This window comes from Flavobacterium anhuiense (assembly GCF_001705175.1).
GTDB classification, from domain to species: Bacteria; Bacteroidota; Bacteroidia; order Flavobacteriales; family Flavobacteriaceae; genus Flavobacterium; species Flavobacterium anhuiense.
The window spans coordinates 4,658,844-4,678,223 of sequence record NZ_CP016907.1 but is presented as its reverse complement, the minus strand read 5'-3'; the positions used below and the strand labels follow the sequence as shown (position 1 = coordinate 4,678,223).

Annotated in this window: 14 protein-coding genes; all 14 read right to left on the bottom strand. The window is 34.4% G+C overall.

The genetic code is table 11. The features are described 5' to 3' along the window. Positions 1-10: 10 nt before the first annotated feature. The 14 genes from BB050_RS19720 to BB050_RS19660 all read right to left on the bottom strand — a co-directional run bounded on the left by BB050_RS19720 (position 11) and on the right by BB050_RS19660 (position 19,195). A complete protein-coding gene (locus BB050_RS19720; RefSeq protein WP_066034806.1) occupies positions 11-1,834 on the bottom strand; it encodes a contractile injection system tape measure protein in 1,824 nt (607 codons plus the stop codon). Continuing rightward, the gene (locus tag BB050_RS19715; RefSeq protein WP_066034805.1) at positions 1,818-5,258 is read right to left on the bottom strand and encodes a hypothetical protein; all 3,441 of its coding nucleotides are present in this window, start codon (positions 5,256-5,258) and stop codon (positions 1,818-1,820) included. Before BB050_RS19715 ends, BB050_RS19720 begins: the two co-directional genes overlap by 17 nt. Before the next feature lie 11 nt (positions 5,259-5,269). Next, positions 5,270-7,978, bottom strand: coding sequence for a hypothetical protein (locus BB050_RS19710; protein ID WP_066034804.1), 2,709 nt, complete (start codon positions 7,976-7,978; stop codon positions 5,270-5,272). Next, positions 7,966-11,340: a baseplate J/gp47 family protein gene (locus tag BB050_RS19705; protein ID WP_066034803.1), complete on the bottom strand. Its 3,375-nt coding sequence runs from the start codon at positions 11,338-11,340 to the stop codon at positions 7,966-7,968. The genes BB050_RS19710 and BB050_RS19705 overlap by 13 nt, the downstream gene beginning before the upstream one ends. Before the next feature lie 13 nt (positions 11,341-11,353). Continuing rightward, positions 11,354-11,764, bottom strand: a complete 411-nt coding sequence (locus tag BB050_RS19700) for a GPW/gp25 family protein (RefSeq protein ID WP_008463594.1) — start codon at positions 11,762-11,764, stop codon at positions 11,354-11,356. A 2-nt stretch (positions 11,765-11,766) separates the two neighbouring features. Further along, positions 11,767-12,057, bottom strand: a complete 291-nt coding sequence (locus tag BB050_RS19695) for a PAAR domain-containing protein (RefSeq protein WP_008463595.1) — start codon at positions 12,055-12,057, stop codon at positions 11,767-11,769. Between the two features lie 64 nt (positions 12,058-12,121). Then, the gene (gene vgrG / locus BB050_RS19690) at positions 12,122-13,867 is read right to left on the bottom strand and encodes a type VI secretion system tip protein VgrG (protein WP_066034802.1); all 1,746 of its coding nucleotides are present in this window, start codon (positions 13,865-13,867) and stop codon (positions 12,122-12,124) included. Next, positions 13,868-14,557: a CIS tube protein gene (locus BB050_RS19685; RefSeq protein ID WP_066034801.1), complete on the bottom strand. Its 690-nt coding sequence runs from the start codon at positions 14,555-14,557 to the stop codon at positions 13,868-13,870. It lies immediately after the preceding gene. Position 14,558: 1 nt separating this feature from the next. Next, positions 14,559-14,726, bottom strand: a complete 168-nt coding sequence (locus tag BB050_RS21935) for a DUF5908 family protein (RefSeq protein ID WP_164085598.1) — start codon at positions 14,724-14,726, stop codon at positions 14,559-14,561. A 7-nt stretch (positions 14,727-14,733) separates the two neighbouring features. Further along, positions 14,734-15,180, bottom strand: a complete 447-nt coding sequence (locus BB050_RS19680) for a phage tail protein (RefSeq protein ID WP_066034800.1) — start codon at positions 15,178-15,180, stop codon at positions 14,734-14,736. Positions 15,181-15,182: 2 nt separating this feature from the next. Then, positions 15,183-15,611, bottom strand: a complete 429-nt coding sequence (locus BB050_RS19675) for a phage tail protein (protein WP_008463601.1) — start codon at positions 15,609-15,611, stop codon at positions 15,183-15,185. 27 nt (positions 15,612-15,638) lie between these two features. Then, entirely contained in the window at positions 15,639-17,738 is a 2,100-nt protein-coding gene (locus tag BB050_RS19670; RefSeq protein WP_066034799.1) for a phage tail sheath C-terminal domain-containing protein, read from the bottom strand. Between the two features lie 21 nt (positions 17,739-17,759). Continuing rightward, a complete protein-coding gene (locus tag BB050_RS19665) occupies positions 17,760-18,596 on the bottom strand; it encodes a hypothetical protein (RefSeq protein WP_066034798.1) in 837 nt (278 codons plus the stop codon). Then, positions 18,593-19,195 (bottom strand): Pvc16 family protein, encoded by a 603-nt coding sequence (locus tag BB050_RS19660; protein ID WP_008463605.1) that lies wholly within the window; start codon positions 19,193-19,195, stop codon positions 18,593-18,595. The genes BB050_RS19665 and BB050_RS19660 overlap by 4 nt, the downstream gene beginning before the upstream one ends. Positions 19,196-19,380 lie beyond the last annotated feature (185 nt).

Sequence of the window (19,380 nt, the reverse complement as noted above, 5' to 3'; positions counted from 1 at the left end):
TTTTTCATATTTACCAGTTCACATATATGATTCGTTTTTTCCAAGCTAATTTGATGATGCTCAAATTCCAGTTTAATTTGTCTAACAAAATATCTTGTGTTTTTCGATCCATGGTGATTACAGGACTTGCGTCACCATTAATGTCTAATTTCCCCGAGCGTTGCAAGAATTCGTTTTGCAGCAATTCTGCCGAAGATTTTTTCATGATATCCCAATTGCTCAATACCGCTTGCAGCATTGTGGCCGCTTCTTTCTTCATTTCCTCTGAGAGTGTAATGTTTCTTTCAATAGGTTCAGCTATCGGAATATTGCATAAAAACTTTTCGAAGACCATAGCATTTTCGTAATCCTGTTCTTTTCCCGTAGCTGCATAATGCAAGAGATGTGTGGCAACTTCAGGATCATTTATAGTATTGTCTTTATTGAGCAGTTTGCAATTTTCAAAAAGAGATTTTAAAAAGGGATGAATCAATACTAAACCTGCATTGTCAACATAGGATTCGCTAATGATGTCATCGAAAAAGTTTTGGTTTTTACCTTTTTCTTTTTCAAAAACAGCATCCTTTTTATCAATTGTTTTTTCGTGATCGCTAAGAGTTTCTTCTTTTGATTTGTTTGATACGTTTTCGATATTTTTATTGTCATTGCTAATAGCCGCATCTTTGCTTTTAAACAAAATAGAACTCTGGTCTTGCGCTAGATTTTCGTTATTTTCCTGAATCTTTTCTAATTCTATTTTTGCTCCGTTTTCTGCTTCTGTCAGATTTTCTGTTTTTTTTGCATTTTCTATTTCTGTCTCACTTTCAATTTTTACCTCATTTAATGTTTCTGATGTATTTTTTGTTTCTGTCTCAGTTTGTGTGGTCACTTGATCGTTTGAGATAGTATTTAGCTCTGTTTCTTTTAAAATAACTTGCTCTAATTTTTTTTCGATAATTGAAACAATTTTATCAAGATGGGCCAATAATACCAGTTCGTTTTGGTTTTCTATCTGATTTTTAATTTCTTTTATAAAAAGATTTTTGTGTTCTAGAAAGATGTTTTTTTTATGAAATTCAAATACGCTTAAAATTAATTGGGAAAGCTTTTCTCTTATAATTGCTTTACTTATACCACTTGTTTCCAAAAGACTCAAAAGAACTATTTCCCAAGCCAAAAACCTTTGATTTGGAATCAATTGATTTTTAGCAATACTGGTTTCAATGTATTTTTTTATTGTTTCAATATTGATTATTTTGTTACTGCTGCCTTTGCTATCTTTTTTGAGCAATATTCCTTTTTTAATAATGTTTACAATTTGGCTATCACTAAATTGTTTGATAAATCGTGTTCTCACAATTGGCTTTTGAAGAGAATTGTTCCATTTAAAAGAAAAGCTCTCATCATTTAAGATTTCATCAAATGTGGTGTCGTTTACTACTTTGAAATCATGATTTGAAGTTGTCCACCAAGCATTTGTGCCAGTCTCAAGAAAATGAAAGAAGCTTTCTATTGCCTTTTCTTGCGGTTTGATGAGTTTATAGCCTTCAATGTTTTTATCTTCTTTTTCAAAAACTTCTTTGATTTGATTTGTAATTTTTTTTAGGATTTGCTCTTTGAAATTTTCGAAATCTAAATTTTGATTTATAGCAATATCAAGGTTGAGCTTGTCTAATTGTATGCTGTGTGAAGGATTTTTTGAATCTACTTCGTTAAAATAATTTTCTAAAAGCGTGAATACTTCTTTTTGCAAAAACGCATCAATATTGTCCTTGAGATAATATCCTTTCTCTTTAGAATTGGTATTTATCTCAAGGAAAACTTTATTGATGATATGTTTATCTAAGTTTTGCATTGGCTGTAAGGGCTTCTATTTGTATGTTTAAAGAAGATATGATAAAATCGATTTTTGGAAATACCTTCAGCATGCTAGTCAAAAACGCTTTCAATGTTCCGTCTTTATCGCTATTGAATTTGATTTCGATAAAACTTGTAAATAAATTATTGAAAAGTAATTCTACTGGAACAATCTGTTTTTCTGATGCTTTAAGCGTTTCTGGATCTTGGCATCTCAAAATCGTATAAAATAATGAGGTGTTAAGCGATATAAGCGTTTGTACCGCCGCAATCAGTTCTAGATTCTGTAGTTTGATGGCAGTGCTAACAACTGTGGATATTAAATTGAAATTTTCTTGTGTGAATAATTCAGATAAAGTATCATTTAATTTACCGCTAATGTAGCTTTCAAGATTTTTTTGAACTTCGACCAATCTGTTTTCCGTTTCAGAAATTAAGCGATTGGTTTCTCTATTGAATTTATTTACAACAGCAATTTCTCTTAGATTGGAGATCGTTCCAATGGAGTTATTTATAAATAAACCTGCATTATCAAGACATGTATTCTCTTCAACGGTTTTTCTAATCTCTATTACTCTTGGGCCATCGGTTACCGAACCACATTTACCCTCAGCAATTAATGAAACAGAGATTGAAGATTCATTATACATCGAAGTTTGTCGCGTTATCGGATCTTTTTTATCTGTTACAATTACTTCCTTGTCAATGTGCCAAGTATAGGCCGCAGCATTTTGGGAATTGTTGTTTAGGGTCAGAATTCCTGTTGTAGCATCTACATTGTAACTAAAACTAGCAATAGGCAGATCTAAAAGTGTAATGGTAAGATTGGATGGTTTGTCGTCTATAAAAATGATTATAGTTTGAACATCTTTAGACACTTCACCTGGAACAAACATATATTTTTCTCCGAATGTAACTTGAACTCCTTCTCCTAAAATTTGTGCTCCTTTTACATTAGGTTCTAGAGTAAGTTCCACAGGTTTATCGTTTCGGCAAAAAGATATTTTGTTAAGTAATTTACCATCGACCAGTACTTTTGGATCTGAAATTTCAAATGTCACTGGATGTGTTATTTTAAAATCACAATTGCCATTGTCTGCGTAAAGTGTAACATCAAATGTGAATTTCTTTTGTGATTCGCTATTATACTTGTAGATATGTGTTATTTCGGTTTTATCATCTGTAACCCAATCGGTTTTGTCTCCAAAATCCCAAGTAAACTTATTTCCTTCAATATTTTCTCCAGTTATGGTAAAAGTGATTTCCGTTTCGTCAGCTCCCGGCGATTTTGAAGGAACGGCTGTAAAATCGAATTTCGGTTTTTCGAAAATGGTTATTTTACAATCCGTATCAAAATTGTTGACTGTAAAGGTTATCGGCTGGCCAATTAAATCTTTACTAACTAAATTTGGATCAAAAACAAGTGCGCCATATTCGTTTACTGCTATTCCTCCATTTTGGTCAGGTCTAACATTGGCTTTTACAAAACCTCCCGACGGAGATACTTTAAAAGGCAGAGGAGGTGTTTTGCTGTCAAAACAAATTTTATCTACAGGCAAACTAAGACCTATGTTGTTTTCGTCACAGCATAAATAAGGCAACGAAAAATCGGCGACAATTGGATTTAAAATAGGGATGCCTTCTGTAAATTTTTCAAAATCTCCAGTTAAAGATGGTTTTCGGGTGTTATAATAATAGTAATAAGGTACTTTTTCTTCCAAATAGATCATTATGAATGTTCCTCCTGGAATTACACCTGCTTTATGCTCGTAGCCATGATTTTTGTTAAGGTAATACTCTGTGAATTTTTGGATTGTTTTATCCAATTCATTAGCATTTACCGCTAGAATCATTATATTGAATCCAAGACCATTATCCAGCCTAATTTGCTGGATTACTTTTAGTGCTTCTTTGTAATTGCGTCCTTGATGGCCTTCAATTCTATAAAAATCACTATCAAGATGTATTTCAAGCGGGTTTTTAGTATTCAATAAGTCATCGTGATAACTAACATTGTTTTTTTGCAATCCTAAAATGGTTTTGTCAAAATCCCAAGCCTTAATAAGCGATTCGTTTACATCATTGTAAAAAGGAATGGCTTTTTTGCCCAGTTTGCCCAGTTGCAGTGAAGGCGTGATTTTTATAAAATCATAGGCTGTATTGTAATTTTCTAATAATTCTGCACTTCTTAGAATAAGACTGTACATTCTTTGTCTGGCTGTATCTTCGCCATAGCATATTTTCAGTTCATCTGATGTGATGTCTTTTTCTTCAGAATCAGTATCATCTGCAAGGCAATCATTGCAAGGAGTAAGGCTTTCTCCTGTAAGCAAAGGCGATTTGTAGAAGGCATGACGAAATTCAAAACAAGGTTCTGATTTGAATAGTTCACCCAGCATTAAGTGTTTCGGAAAAGCATTAATATCAGGATAACAGTAACTATCCTCTAAATTGAGTAAAAGCGCTCTAGTTTCGTTGTAAGTATCCACAAGATCGTTAAGCAGACCATATCGATATTGAAAATCTGAAGGAAGTATGGGATCTCCATCAAAATTAAATAGTTCGGTTATTTTTTTTTGAATAACATCTAAAACTATCGGCATGTTTAGGCCTGTCAGCAGCTTATTGTAGCCATCCTGCAAATTCTTAACTACATTATTTTTGAAAATACCTTTTGTAAAAGTTTGTTTTAATGCTTCAAGGTGAACAAAATCTTCTTTTTTTAATACAATTCTGTTCGATTTTAGATCTGGTAATGTATGGTATAAATTGCCATAATTGATTTTGCCAATCATGCTGTCATAATTCATTATTTTTGCGGCAACGTCTTTGCTGACAATTAAAACTTTATAATTTCCAACAATTTCCAATCCCTGATTATCGCATGAAAGGCTTACGCAAAGGTCAGATTCTTTTTCATAAGACTCTAGATACAAAAGAATTACAGCATCTTTAAGCTCAAAACTTGTATTTGCTTTAAATTGTGCTAAAGCAAAATTTGGATCCTTTTCTTTTTTTTGGTGTTCTTCTGTCAAGAGTTCAAAAAGAGGCAATTGCTGATTTGCTCCACCGTAGAAAAAAGGCTTGTATGCCGCTTTTGTATTATCATAGACTTTGCAGTGCGTATAGGTTTTAGAATCAAAATCGATTTTTTTGTTTCCCAATACATCTGCCTGATATAATTTAAAAAGATCACCATCTGTAGTTACACCAGTTCCCTGCGTTATTGAAATCGTTTTTTGAGACTCATCATAACTTGGATAAAGTCCGCAAACTATACCAACGCCACTCAGGTAAATGCGCGATAGGCGATCCTGGTCGTCAAAAAAATCTACAACCTCATTAAGGTTTCCTTCTGTAAGTACCTGATTCTTTGTGAATCGTCGGTATTGTGTTGTTATTGTTGAAAGTTTTGCTGACATGGCAATAGTTTTTATAGTGATCCTAAATTCGTTTTTCCTAGTATAATTTTATCTGACAATCGTTCATTTTCATCACTGCAGTCAAATAGACGTCCTGTTGGGTAAACATTGTCTAGAGAGGTTAAAGCCTTAATGAAACTGATTAATTGCGGTTCTGGCTGCTCTTGATTCAAATCGGTTTTGGCAATCAAGTAGTCTTTGTACGTTTTTTCAAATTGAACGAGCTGATTTTCTGCGGGGTCTTTCACATCTTTTTCCCTATAGCCAATCCAGCATATTTTTGCCAGAACGTGAGCTGGCAGCTCTTCTTTGATTATTTTTTCTATATAATTTCTAAAATCGGTATTGGCAAATCGCAATGTATATCCTGGCAGCACTACGCTCACACGGTAGGAGTAAGGGTCTATCGGTTCGCAATCGCCGCACTCTTCGGCGCAGATTGGCATGAAAGTATCTGGATTTACTGTTGTTTGATGTACATCTGGGCGGAGCATCATGTGTTCAACCAAAAACATTCCTTCCTCAGTAAAATCTTCTTTCATGAATTGAATTAAATCCAGAATCGATTTTTCTAAATCAGGAAGATTAGTATAATATTCAAATCTGCGGGCAATAATTCGGTTTGGGTTTTTCTTGTCTTTGATGGCTGGATTTATAATGTCATACGAATATTTCCCAGCGTCTGATATCTGAATTAAGATATTGTCGATAATGGATAAATCTTTTACAGTGCCGTTTTTAAAGGCTTCTTTTATTTTATATTCCCGAGTCTGAATAATTTGCAATACAGCAAAATAAAGCTCTTTATTTGCAGCAGAAGTATCAAAGTATTCTGCCGTTGAAGAAAGCACAATCTCATTATTTGTGTCCACAATACGCCATCTATATACCGATTGATTGTCTGAATCAATAAAATTGTACATCTGAACAAAAGAGTTGGAAAGATTTCTTCGGCTGTAATCTTTAATGCCAATGAGTCTTGAAATCCTTTTTTCCGCTCCTGAAACATTATTTGTATTCCATAAATTGGCAATAGGCTGTTTGTAATAATCAAAAGCATTGCCTCGGTCTTTGCTTACAACTTTATAATCTTTCAAAAAGTTTTCTTTGTCGCGCAATACCACTTGGTCTGTAGTATTGCCATAAATAGTTTTATTGACAAAAACGTATTCTGAAAAATTCTCAGCAAAACGAGACAAAAGATGATCTAAAATTTTGTTTCTTCTTTCGATATTATTGTCCTGCTGGTCAAAAAGCAGTTCTGTAATGCTGTCGTCAGTGTAATTATCGTATCCATCAACAATGTCATTCGCGCCTTCAATGTCTTTTACGACTTGAGTAAAAAGAGTTCGGGTCAAATTTCCGCTTACCGAAAGCAATTCGCTTACCTGACCTAATTGTTTAAAATAACTTCCTAATATCTGATCAAAAAATAAAAGATATCCTTTTAATTGTTTTGCTTTGGATTTACGTTCAACAGACGCTCGAGTTGGAAGACCTACTTCGCCAATACCATAGGTTTCAGGGAAATCATTTTGTATGGTGGTGTAAAAATCGGTGTTGAGGTATTCGCCATTAGGTATTTCTAATTCTTTATTCTGGCTGGCGTTGGTTGTAGCTTTATCTTTTTCTGCTTTTATGGCATCTAAATAAATTTTTACTTGTGCCTGATTGATATTCAGAGGCAATAATCCTTTGTTGTAATTGAAAACACTTTTGGCACAAATAACTGGTTTTTGATAAGGCGCAAGGCAGATAAGCCATTTGTTTTCCAAGTCATCACCACCGCAGTTTCCTAAAGAAATATCTTTAATTAAGATTACATCTGGCACCGACATGATGATTCTCATGATATCTGAAAGACGCACTTCGTTTCTCAAATCGGCTTTAAGCAATTCTTTGGTATCAATGAAACCATTCTCTAAAGATGGACCATCAAAAATTTCCAAAGTCGAATATCCTTTGTCAATCATTTGTTTTAACGAATAAAAATTGACCGTTGTCGATAAGTAACTTTCAAGGGCATGAAGAACATTGGCATGAACCAATTCTTCATCGGCTTCTGTATTTACTTCAATATCAGCACATATTTTTATAGGATAATCGACTACTTTTTTGATATCGACAAGATCTTCGCAAAGGTTTCTGTTGGCATGATACTGCTTTCTTATTTTTTCTTTAACGATCTCTATTTCTGATGGTTTTGAACTTTCGAAATCTACATACAAATCATACAAACCATTTAGTTCGAAAGACTTTCTTAAGTTCGGAGTTGCTGCAAGATTATTATAATCGTTAACATCATAAGAAAGCTGATTTTTTTTGCTGTCTACATAAACCGTTTTCTCATGTTTGGCGAGCCAGCAATTTCTAACCCCATCTATGTCTATAAATAGTTTTCGGTAATCATTTTGGGTAACAGGGCTAGAAGACAATACTTCTGAAGCTTTAAAAAACTGCTTTGGAATGTCTTTATTGATGTCATCAGATGCTAATATATTTTCTATAGGAAGATTGAGTCTCATGCCCAGATCTGAAACAGCATAGCAAAGCATCTCGAGCATTGTAATACCTGGATCATGCTCGTTAAAATCAGTCCAGAATTTGCTGCCAAAAGACTCAATATATTCGATTCCTTTTTTTCTTAGATAAAAGAAATCCAAATCATCTTCTGATGCTGATTTTTTAGGAATGGTGATATGTGGGTTTAGTAGCGACATTTTTCAGGTTCTTCGTGAGTTGTTGGTTTACAGGTTATGATGTTGGTGCTGATAATGTGGTTTTTAACAGAGACTAAAATATTCTTAGGGCTTGATGGTGATAATGTGGTTTGAAAGTCTAAAAGATGAATATTGTCTTTATTGTTTTCTGTGTCTTCTAATGGTTTAAGATGTTCCTTATCTGTTTTCTTATCGATATAGATTGCCATTTCCAGAGTAGATAAAAAATCTACATAGTATAGGTTTTCGATGTATTCGATTACAATGCTTCGTTGCAGTTCAACTCCAAATATGATTTGTTTTGAGGTATCAAAGGCCCATGGCGATAAAAATTTGATAAGATCTTCATTAAGCTGTTTTTTATAAAAATTCTCATCGAATTCGGGATAAAACTTTACATCCAGTTTGATTATAACTTTTTCATAATCAGGATTAATGACTTTAGCAGATACTAACATGGAATTTTTAGAATTGATAAAGCTTTCAATGCTGTTTAATGTGGCTGTGCTAACTCTTGGCTCATAAATATCGAATACATTTTTGTCTACGATATCTGGAATTACGACTAGCGTTACTTTTCCTGGAGATAAAAATGAGGTTTCTGTACCCGAAATAAAAGTATGATTAAGGCATTTTACTCTAAAAACACTTGGAAATTCCTGTAAAATAAGATGCTCATAATCCCAAAGCGTTATAGCTCTATTTTTGTGGCGCAAGCGTTCGCTCACACGCAGATAATAGGAGGGATCTGATTCTAATGGTTTTCCATCAAACGAATTAAATGGCTGTTCTATGCTTTTAATCTGCGGAACTCGTGTAATTAATTTAGATATTGTTTTGGCAGGTAATGTGCTCTCTAAATGTGCTAAATTATTGTTGTTATTAAAAAATTGAGCGGTAACAACTTGAGTTTTCACATCGATAACTTTGCAAACGGCATCATAATCTTTGTGCATTTTGGCTTTTATCCAAATGGTATTGGCTGGAAACAATGTATTGTCATTGGATGCCTGTTTTGGAATGCCAAATTTTACGATTCCTGATTTTAAGAAGTTGTCTATCCCATTTGCTAAAATATCCTTGTCAAGATTTTTCCAGTAATTATCGCACAATATGTACCATTCTACTTTTTGTTTTCCTGTAAAGGTGGGTACGCCGGTATTTTCGCTCCCTTCCAATATTTGAAATAATAATGAAATCTGTTGTGATATTTCGGCATCTTGAAGACCGATGTAAAATTCGCCTCCATTGCAATAATCAGGAACCAGACAATTGGTAATTGGTTCAACTTCTAAAATTTCTTTATTGATGGCTTGCTGTTTCAAATAAGAATGTTCTTCGCGCTGTCCAAAAGGAGCTTCATGAAACAATTTTATTCGGTTTGACTCGTAGGCAGAAATACCAAAATCAATAGTTTCCTCTGCAGAATAATTCAAACTTATACTTTCTACAACAGGTGTGTAAGGCTCATTTGGAATTGGCGTTGATGGATCTGTCGCCACATTCATTATCGCCAAAGTATATATTTTTGGAAATAGTGAATGTAAAAATGACTGATTTAGGGTCAATCGAATGGGACCGCTTTTGCCAAGTTCATAATCTCCTTTTACGTGGATATTTGATTCGAATACATTACCTTCATCAGCATCAAATAAATTGACTGTTTTATTTTGTTCGTGCCAAACTTCTTTGTTTAAAACGGATAATGTTGCTTTAAAATAATCCTTTGTTACAATTGGATTGTCTGGATTTATTTCAAGTGAATGGTTAGCTTCTGAAACGGCTTCTATTTCTGAATTGTTTTTTTTGGCAATTCCATCTTCAGGTTGATTGACGTTCATTTTCGCCTCAATATTATCTTTGATAAAAATGGCATCAATAAAAATCTTTTTGCTTATTTTTTCTATAAAACTACTTTTGTAAGCGGCATAATGAGTTTCAAATGATAGTGGAGTATTTTTCCATTTTATGTTAATATCTGCGTCTGTCCATTTTTTAGAAAAAATCTCAGGATAGTTGATTATAAATGAGCTATTTTTTTCGGGTTGAGTTGTAAAAGGGAAAAAAGGTTTCGCGGTATTAAGAAGACCAGTATCGCTTTCTAATACTAAAGATTTTACATCCTTAACCTCAACTTTTACTTTAATACTATTTATAGGTTTTGTAACTAGGCTTCTAAAAAGAGTATGGCCTTTTGGATCTTGTGTATTAATTAAAAATCGAATCACAGGTAATTCTGTTGAGAAAAATTCTCCTAAAATTGTCTGATCGTAGTTTACAATTGCCGGATTATCTTTTGATATTTGAAAAACCAGTTTTAAATGATTGCCGCTAATGCTTGAAGATCTATTTTCAGCTTTAAAAGGAAGACTTTCGCTCAATTTAAAATTTCCAACCCATCCTTTTTTTCCGCTATATAAAATACTAATATTAGCTAAAAGATCATCTACGTTAAATGGATTGTGAAAAGTTAAAACATCATCAAAAGTGATTGTAATATCAATATTTCTGTCACCTTCTTTAAGATTAAATAGTTCCGAAGCTATTGCAAAACCTAATTTGGCATCGTCTAGCTCTGTATATTTTTCTTCATTGGAAGTATATCCAAATGGAAACCAGTAAGGAGAATCTTCTTTTAAAGGTTCGCCCTTTCCGTCTAGAGAATTGGCAATTTCGCTCTGTTTTATTTCGCCTCGATCAACGTCATTATATACACTTTTTAAATATGCTATATTGGCTTTGTTGGCAATAAACTCTTCTGTGGTTTTATATATTAATTTTTTGCCGTTGGGATCTTTTCCTGCATCAAGTTCTGTGTTTACGGCAATTTTTTCTTCAGCGACTTTTTTTGCCAGTTCAAAAATGATATTGACTTTATCTGCTTTTGCAGGCAGTTTTTCAATTTGAAGTATGTCTTTATAGAAAAAATCTAAATGCTTTTTTGTAATGAGATTAAGTTTGTTTTGAGATAATTCCAATAATTTCAAGAAGCACACAAACAAAGTAAGATGAGGAGTAAGGTCCTGATTGATATTAGCTACTGATAATGTTTTGGTGATGTTTTCTTTTAATAACGCATATTCTTTCTCTGTTCTTTTTGAAATGCCATCTGGAAGATTATCTTTTGAAAAGTCGAAATAGCTAAAAAACTCCTGCCAATTGCCTTCTGGGGTTTTATCATTATTTGTGTCAAAAAAGTTGACTTCTTTGGCAAAATTATAAGCAAATAACAGCCAGTCTTCAATAGTAAAATCATGAAGTTTTAGATTGCTAGGCTCTAGAGCGTCACTAAAGCGTTCTTCCTGGTTCACTCCATTTCTTTTAAAAATAACATTGTCTATTTGGCTGCCGTTGGTGCTCATTGCTTATAAACTTTTAAACATTAGTGCCTTCTTCTTTGTAAAAAGGATAAACAAGATTGCTTCTTGAGTTTGTACTTCTTATTTTGTAATCAATTATGACTAATAATTCTCCTTCTAAATCATCACTTTGCGTGATATCGATTTTTTCAACATCAATTCGCGGTTCGTAATATAAAATCGCTGTTTTTATAAGTTCTGAAACATAAGTTTTGAGTGTCCTGTCTAATGTTTCAAAAAGCAGTTCATCCATGTTACAACCATATCTGGGAAGCATAATGCGCTCGCCGATTTTGGTAGAAAGCAATATTTCCAGACTGCTTTTGATGTCTGCCTCGTCAGATGTCATTACGACTGCTTTATTGTTCTTTTTGAACTCTGGCGGAAAACTCCATCCAGTTCCTAAAAAAGCTTCTTTATTTTCCATAATCAGCCTATTAAAACAGTTGGACATCCCAATACAATTGTTCCGCCATGCGCAGTTGAATCTCCCATTCTTGCGGCTGGTTTTCCTCCAATCAGCACTGTGCTTGAACCAGCTATAATACTATCTGGAGGTCCTGTGCAAACAATCATATCTCCTAAACAAGCTGCAGGTTGACCGCCTATTAATACTGTAGGCGAACCTGGCGGCAATATTGGTCCTCCGACATGAGGCACAGTTCCCGTTACCATTGGGCAAACATGCATGTCGTTAATTCTTGCGGCTGGTGCTCCCATAACTACTTATTTTTTATAGTTAACCTTTAGTTTAAGTTTTGGATAATAGATTTCAGATAATGAATTAGTTAATCTGAACAATGCTTCCTTTTACAATCGCTACTGCAGCCGATGACATTTCTGCTCCAGCATTTCCTTCGGCTTTAAATTGGGCAGTTGCTTTTAAGTTTACATTGGTGCCTTCAATTTTTACATCGCCTGTCGCTTTTATTGAAATATCGCCGGCGCTTTCCATTTTTATTCCTGCGCTGTCAATTGTAATCACGTTCGAATTTTCGTCTTCAACAACTATAGAGCCTTTGTCTTCGTCCAGCGTTATTTTTTTGCCTGCAGGAGTTTCAATAGCTATCGATTTTTTCTCATCGTCAAAGAGCACTTTCATTTCACTTCTGGTAAAAATCCCTTTTTGATGGTTATCGTCAGATGCTTTTAACGGAGCTGGTTTTGCACTACTGTGGAGCATTCCTAAAACAATAGCGTCATTCGGATCTTCATTGATAAAACCAATAATTACTTCGTCTTCAATTTCGGGTCTAAAAAATGTGCCTCTGTTGTCTCCTGCGTCTAATGCTGCGATTCTGCACCAAATTCCCTGTTCTTCGTTATTGATGATTGGGATTTTGACCAAAATTCTGTCCTCGCCATCAGGATCGTCTTGAAGCTGTGTTACAATGCCAATATGCAATCCTTTTATGGACGGAATTATTCCTGAAGCCGAGGGCGTATTGACATCATACGTTTCAGAAAACCATTCAGGATTTAGTCCAAACTGCACATTTACAGTCCAGTTACCATTTGCTATTTCATGGAAAACTCCAGTAACGTATGCTTTGCCATTAAAGCGGTCTCCAACACCTTCAAGTGTGATAATGGTATTGGGTTTTACAGCAGGAATACCTTGAAATTTTACTCTTCCGCGAACTTTTGACAATTGTTGAAATAATAATTTAGCATCAGCCCAATCTTGCAATTCGGTATCGGTAACATGGCCTCCGTGACGTAATTCTAAATTTTCCAGTTTTACAGTATCAGATAAATCTGAAGCAGATAAATTTCCGTTTAGACTTACACTCGGATCTTTGGCTTCAATTTCTAATAATTCCTGATTCGATGCATTCCAACTGTAAGATGAAACTTTAGCAAACTGATTTCGAGCATCAATTTCGGCATCAAAATCGAGCATTGTGGCGCCAAAAGCAACCGTTTCAACTGATTCTGAAGCCAAATCTGGTTTTTTTACGGAGATTTTTCCATTTTCAACAAAACACAATTTTCCATTGGCCTGTGCGCGAGACACAATAAAATCCCAATCGGAGGTATTGTATTGCACTAACTCTTTGTGGCTATAATTTGTACTTTCTACATCTTTTTGCAATCCGTAAGTGCCAATAATGTCTTCAAAAGCGTCACTGTCTTTTACATCATAAAAATATTTGCTCTTTCTTCCAATGGTCATTTTTATGACTTCATCTTTACATTCTACAATCAATAGGGACGAATTGTCTTTTATTTTTATAGAATGTTTTACCACGATTCCTTTGTAAATAGTTTCTTCGTCGCTGTGATAGCCCGCTTTTATTTCTATCTTTTTACCTGGAATAAGCAAATCTTCATTACTTAATTTAAAATCTCTTGAAGCGGCATCTCCATCGGTCAAAATAATCTGCGCCATAGGTATTCTGTTTACCTCATTATGAACTACAATGCTCATTACTTGGTAAACGCCAGACAGCTCAGTTCCTTCAATGAGCAATTTGTGCGTTACTAAATCGGCACTTTTACTGGTTTGTATGACGTCACTATTGTTCATCTATTGTTGTTTTTGCAGTGGAGGGAAAAATATTTTTTGACCAATTTTTAATTTTCTGAAATTGATAAGCTTGTTGGCTCTTGCTACTTCGAGATAATATTTTGAATCGCCGTAGATTTTAAAAGACATTAGCGGAAGCGTATCTCCCGCTTTTACAGTTCTAGTGTGTGTTAAATCAGGAGATTGATTGTTTTGCTGTTTGGCTCTTAACTCATCTTCCACAACTCCTTTGAATTTTCCTTTTGCAATAGCTCTGATCGGTGTTCCGTCAGGTCTGAAAAGTTTATATTCAATGGTCATTTCGGTAAGAGATCCTTTAAAAAGCAGACTTCCCCAAGCAATTTTTAAATAATTTGGCTTATGTTCTGTACCATTATATTCTAAAATTACTTTTCTAAAATGCTCAATGTCTTCAATAACACCGTTTTCAGTACTTTCTTTGCCAGCAATAACACCAGTTCGGTCAAAAACAAAATCCAATTCTAATTCCTCAGGAGCAATTGCTGTAAATCTTGGCGCAGGGCTGCTTGTTCCAGCGGCTTGAGTTGTATCTTGTTCTATTTTGTAATGAAAAGTATATTTCTCGGGATTCATCAAAGTAACGAACTCTTCAATATCCGAAATGGGACTGTTGAATTGTGGATCGCTATAGGCAATAATCTTCAGTTTTTTTAATTCACCAGTTGTCATATTAGCGTTCTTTTTTTCGTTCGATAATCTTCATTACTTGCTCGACACATTCAGCTAGATTATCTTTTTCTGCAGAAGAAGAAGAAGATGGCGAAGCTGGTTTTGCACCCGAACTTGGACTTTCGTTCACATTTATTTTGATGTGAAGCTCTTTGATTTCAATTGGCATGGCTACATTATTTTTTGTGAAGGGTGAAATGATTATAAGCAAGCTCAAAGCTTTCAACAACAATTTTACTTTCTAAAGCACTGAAATCTTCAACAGCCCATTTTACCGGATAAGCATGTACCACTTTCCAATGCATTAACGGTTCGTGATCTTGATTCAAGAGTTTTACCGTTAAATCAACAGGCTTAAATTCGAAGTTTTCAATTGCTTTTCTGCACCATTCAATTACATCAGAATCAATAAGAATTCCCCTTTTTAAAACTAAATTGGGATATTTGGTTTTTACAGGAAGCTTGTGTTTGAATCTGTTTTCTCCACCCTCAACAAATTCTTCTGTTTCAAGATCTACGGAAAGTCCTGATACTGACTGAAATTGATGGTCTTTTTCTTTTGTGCCTAGTTGGTCAAATTCAACCAGAAAATGAAAGCCTACGGGTGGATAATAATTAGCCATGATTAGTCATTTTGAATAGATAAACCTTCGTGAACCAATTCAATAGATTCGATGGCTACTTCGTTTCCATCAGCTTTTAAATCGGTTGACTGCACTTTTGTCGGCCATGCATTTTTTACTTTCCAAGTAATCACTGGTTCGTGCTCTTCGTTAAGTAATTTGATGGTAATATCTCTTCTTTCGATGGTGTTTAGTTTTACTGTATTCCACCAAGCGTAGTATTCATTGTCGCTTTTGAAAGTGCCTCTTTTCATCGTAATGTTAGAGAACTTTTGCATGCCAGGCATCTTGATTTTACTGTACTCTGGACTAGCGCCCTGACGGTACTCAATAACTTCAGTTTCTACATCTAATCCGGAAACTTCTGTAAAGCCTATTTTTGTTCCACCCCAGTCAACTGAGAAATGAAACTTTGATAACGGATAACTCATGATTTATATTTTTTAATGATGTTTTAATTAAGATTCCTGCATTTTGTGAGAGAAACGAAGAATGATGAACTCAGCCGGACGAACTACTGCCATACCGATTTCGATAATCATTTTACCGTCTAAAATATCCATAGCAGACATGGTTTGTCCTAGACCGATTCTTACGTAAAATGCTTGTTCTGGTTTTGCTCCAGCCAAAGCTCCAGCTCTCCATTGAAGAATTAAGAAATTCTCAATCATAGCTCTTACTCTTATCCAAGTATTGGCATCGTTAGGTTCAAAAACAAACTGTTCGGTCGCCTTTTTAATTGATTCCTCAGCCATGTTGAAGAAGCGGCGAACAGGTACATAACGCCATTCACTATCGTTACCGGCTAAGGTTCTTGACCCCCAAACCAAGGTTCCCTTACCGGTAAATGTTCTGATAGCGTTTATAGATTTACCTGCGACAGTATCAACATTTAAGTTGTCCTGAATGGTATTTGTTATTTTAACTGTTGGTTTTATGACATAATTCAAGCTTACATTTGCAGGAGCTTTCCAAACACCTCTATCTCTGTCAACTCTTGCATAAACCCCAGCAATAGCAGAGCTTGGAGGAAGAGTTATTGGCAGGTTGTAAATTTCAGTAAGGATTTTGTTGTAAGTTGCATTGTCGATGCTTTCTAAAGTGCTTAATTTTCTTCCGTTTAAAGCCCCATTGTTTACATCTTTTCCGCTCACAGATTTAATAGCATTTAAAAGTGCAAGAAGGTCAGCTTTTATATTGGAAAAATTATTTGTAGATACTGTAATTGCAGTTTGACTATTTAAAGGAGCATACTCTACAAGTTTTTTTAATTCTTTATCAAAACTTACAGTGTCAGTCGATACAATTTTAAGCAATTTAGCAGTTGTGTTCTCGTCCTGTATTTTTTTCTTTAACGTCTTTAAATTTTTATATACAGAGTCAATTTTATTTGCAGTGGTAAAATTTGAATTAAAAGTAGTCAAAGCGCTTGTGATGTTATTTGCAATAACCATATCTTCGTCAGATATTGTGCTGATTGCAGCATTTGCTTCGTCGTTTAATGAATTTCTTAAAAGGGATAGACTTTCTAAAGAAGTAAGCAGAATATTCAATTTTTCCAAGAATGCTGTTTTTTTAGCAGGATTGCTGACAAAAGTCCCGCCTAAATCAAAACCAGTTGCATCATTGCTGTACATCTGTAAAAACAAATCGCTTATTTGTCCAGAAATATCTCCAGGAGTAGTCGTAACATCAACTAATTTAGCTACAGTTGCATCAATTCCCAGCGTTGGACTTTCGATGGCTACTAGACTTTCAGCAATTTTATCATATGCTTTTGCCGTGTAGGAGTAATGTTTTAATATAATTTTACTGCTGTCAAAGGCGTAGTCCAAAATAGTTTCTAAGTGCGGATAATACGCAGCTCCATACTTAATAGTGTCTTTTTCAGCACTAATTTCGCCTCTCAAAGCATCTATATTTGGATCTGTAGGGCTTGACTCATCATAACCTAAAGTGTCAATTAAAGTAAATCGGTCTTGAAGATTCTGACACTGCATTAATGCGCTATTGTACAATCCATAGAAATCAGTTGGAGTTATTGCATCCACTCTTGTAGCATCGGGAAATAGAATTAGTGTTGGTTCGTCTACCTTTTCCAATTCAGCCAATCCGTCGGTCAATTTAGAGCTGTTAGTGATTGTTGTGACTGGAATGTCTTCTTCATCTAAATCATTTCCATAACGCCCAACTGAAATAATGTAGCAAGGGCCACCGCCATTTGCAAAGAACAGCTGCAATGAATAATACATCAAAAAAGGCTGTTTTGCAGTTGGCTGATCCACAACAATAGATCTTGTGTCTCCATTTTCAGTTGAAACGTCATTAATGGTAACGCTAATTGTTGTCTCTGGTTTTGCAAAACCAAAAAAACGCTCATATTCTAAAAGAGAAGTTATTCTTGTTGGTTTCAGTTTCAAATCTCCATTAATCTTGTTCGTGGCTTTTTCAGTATAGCCAATGAAACATGGAATCGCAGTCTCTACCTGGGCAACAGAAGGGGGAAACTTTACGATTTCCTCAACATATACTCCAGGCGTTTTGTAAGTTGTTGCCATAATTGATTTGTTTTTTAATTATTAAATAAATATTTCCGAATAGTAATCACTATCGATTTTTGTTATTGATTTTACAGATGGATTTGGATATTGACTTTCTGCCGGTTGTGAAGGCGTAAAATCTGTAAGCGGATCAATTTCTACAAAACCAGATCGCGTTAGCGGTTTTGCGGTATTGGTTTTAATTACAGTTTTTGCTTTACGGTCGATGTATCTCCAAAATGTTTTTCTATTGTCAAAATGAATTTTAAAGTTTGGGCTTAACATTTTATCCGAATTGTCTATAATATCTTCCGAGCTGTTGTCACCTTTAGCGGTTAGCGAAATAATTCCAAAGACATTTTGCTGTTCTGGCGACTGTAGTGTTGAAAGTAAGTCGGCAGTAGTTTTTTCAGATACTAGATAGGCATTTGAAATCAGTTTGTTGTCACTTATTTTTGGAAGATATTTAAACGAAACGGGTTCAGTCAATGGCTTTACATTACTGAAAAGATATGCTCGAGTAAGAGCAAAATCAAGATTAGTATAATTTTCAAATTGATAATCATTAATATTAATTAAAAACTTTAAGTTCAAATCGGCAGGGACTTTAATAAATGGGACCGATTCATCTTTCACTTTCACATATACTCCGAAACCTGTTTTGTTTTTTTTAAATACCATTTTGTAGTTTTTAAGTACAATATTGGTTTCTAAAGTTGGCGTTACTGTTATAAATGCATCGGCACTAAATTGCTGCAGCATTTTCTCTTTTTTATCATCTGTCATGCTTGCAAAAGTCTCTTCTCCATTATTCAAAAAATAATTATGAAGAAGCGTCACTTGAAACAGTAAACCATATGTAGAAGAATAACTCATGACTGTTCTTTCTTTTTAGTTATTCCTGTAAATTCACCAATAAGATGTCCTTCTGCTTGTGCAATATTGCGTTCGATTTGGATCATGCTGACTTTATATAAAGCCGACGGAAGCTGTTTTCCGCCAAGCGTTCCCCAGATATAATTTAATTCTTCAAAAGTGGGAGTGTAGAGTTCAACCGTAAACCTAAAGTTGTCTACATTACTCATAGCGCTGCTATTTCTATTAAAGATGGTATTGGCTTGAGTAAAAAGCTTTTTCCCTTGAAAAAACTCAATAATTTTTGAAATATCTTTTAGCGAATTGACATATTTATCTCTGTTAGCGCTAAAAAGCAGATACAAGTTTAAATTGATAACACTATTCTTATATATGGTTTTCGTATTTTCTATACTATGATTTGGGAAGTTTTTTAAAGTAGCTTCTTCATCTAAATTGATTATTGTAAGTGCCACAGCATTTTTTAACGCGTCTGTAATTTCATCATTTTGAGATTCTAGAAAAGCAATATTTTCAGGAACAACAGATTTATCTAACCCAATTTCTTCGAGATAGTTGTTTACTTGTTCTGTAATTATTTGTATTACTTCAAAAATCATCTTTGATAAAAATTATTATAAATACTAAATGAAATTTTATTGGAAGAAATAAGATTTAGGGCGGAGAATGTAATTAGAAAATTAGGCTTCTAACGGTGCTTTTAAGATTGGACTAAATTAGATAAATGAGAAGCTACCAAAAAAGGGGAATTTTCCCCTTTTTTATATAGTTAATATACTGGTTT

Coding starts and splice junctions, on each gene's coding strand:
- BB050_RS19720 (WP_066034806.1), bottom strand. CDS start 1,834: ATGCAAAACTTAGATAAACATATCATCAATAAAGTTTTCCTTGAGATA.
- BB050_RS19715 (WP_066034805.1), bottom strand. CDS start 5,258: ATGTCAGCAAAACTTTCAACAATAACAACACAATACCGACGATTCACA.
- BB050_RS19710 (WP_066034804.1), bottom strand. CDS start 7,978: ATGTCGCTACTAAACCCACATATCACCATTCCTAAAAAATCAGCATCA.
- BB050_RS19705 (WP_066034803.1), bottom strand. CDS start 11,340: ATGAGCACCAACGGCAGCCAAATAGACAATGTTATTTTTAAAAGAAAT.
- BB050_RS19700 (WP_008463594.1), bottom strand. CDS start 11,764: ATGGAAAATAAAGAAGCTTTTTTAGGAACTGGATGGAGTTTTCCGCCA.
- BB050_RS19695 (WP_008463595.1), bottom strand. CDS start 12,057: ATGGGAGCACCAGCCGCAAGAATTAACGACATGCATGTTTGCCCAATG.
- vgrG (WP_066034802.1), bottom strand. CDS start 13,867: ATGAACAATAGTGACGTCATACAAACCAGTAAAAGTGCCGATTTAGTA.
- BB050_RS19685 (WP_066034801.1), bottom strand. CDS start 14,557: ATGACAACTGGTGAATTAAAAAAACTGAAGATTATTGCCTATAGCGAT.
- BB050_RS21935 (WP_164085598.1), bottom strand. CDS start 14,726: ATGCCAATTGAAATCAAAGAGCTTCACATCAAAATAAATGTGAACGAA.
- BB050_RS19680 (WP_066034800.1), bottom strand. CDS start 15,180: ATGGCTAATTATTATCCACCCGTAGGCTTTCATTTTCTGGTTGAATTT.
- BB050_RS19675 (WP_008463601.1), bottom strand. CDS start 15,611: ATGAGTTATCCGTTATCAAAGTTTCATTTCTCAGTTGACTGGGGTGGA.
- BB050_RS19670 (WP_066034799.1), bottom strand. CDS start 17,738: ATGGCAACAACTTACAAAACGCCTGGAGTATATGTTGAGGAAATCGTA.
- BB050_RS19665 (WP_066034798.1), bottom strand. CDS start 18,596: ATGAGTTATTCTTCTACATATGGTTTACTGTTTCAAGTGACGCTTCTT.
- BB050_RS19660 (WP_008463605.1), bottom strand. CDS start 19,195: ATGATTTTTGAAGTAATACAAATAATTACAGAACAAGTAAACAACTAT.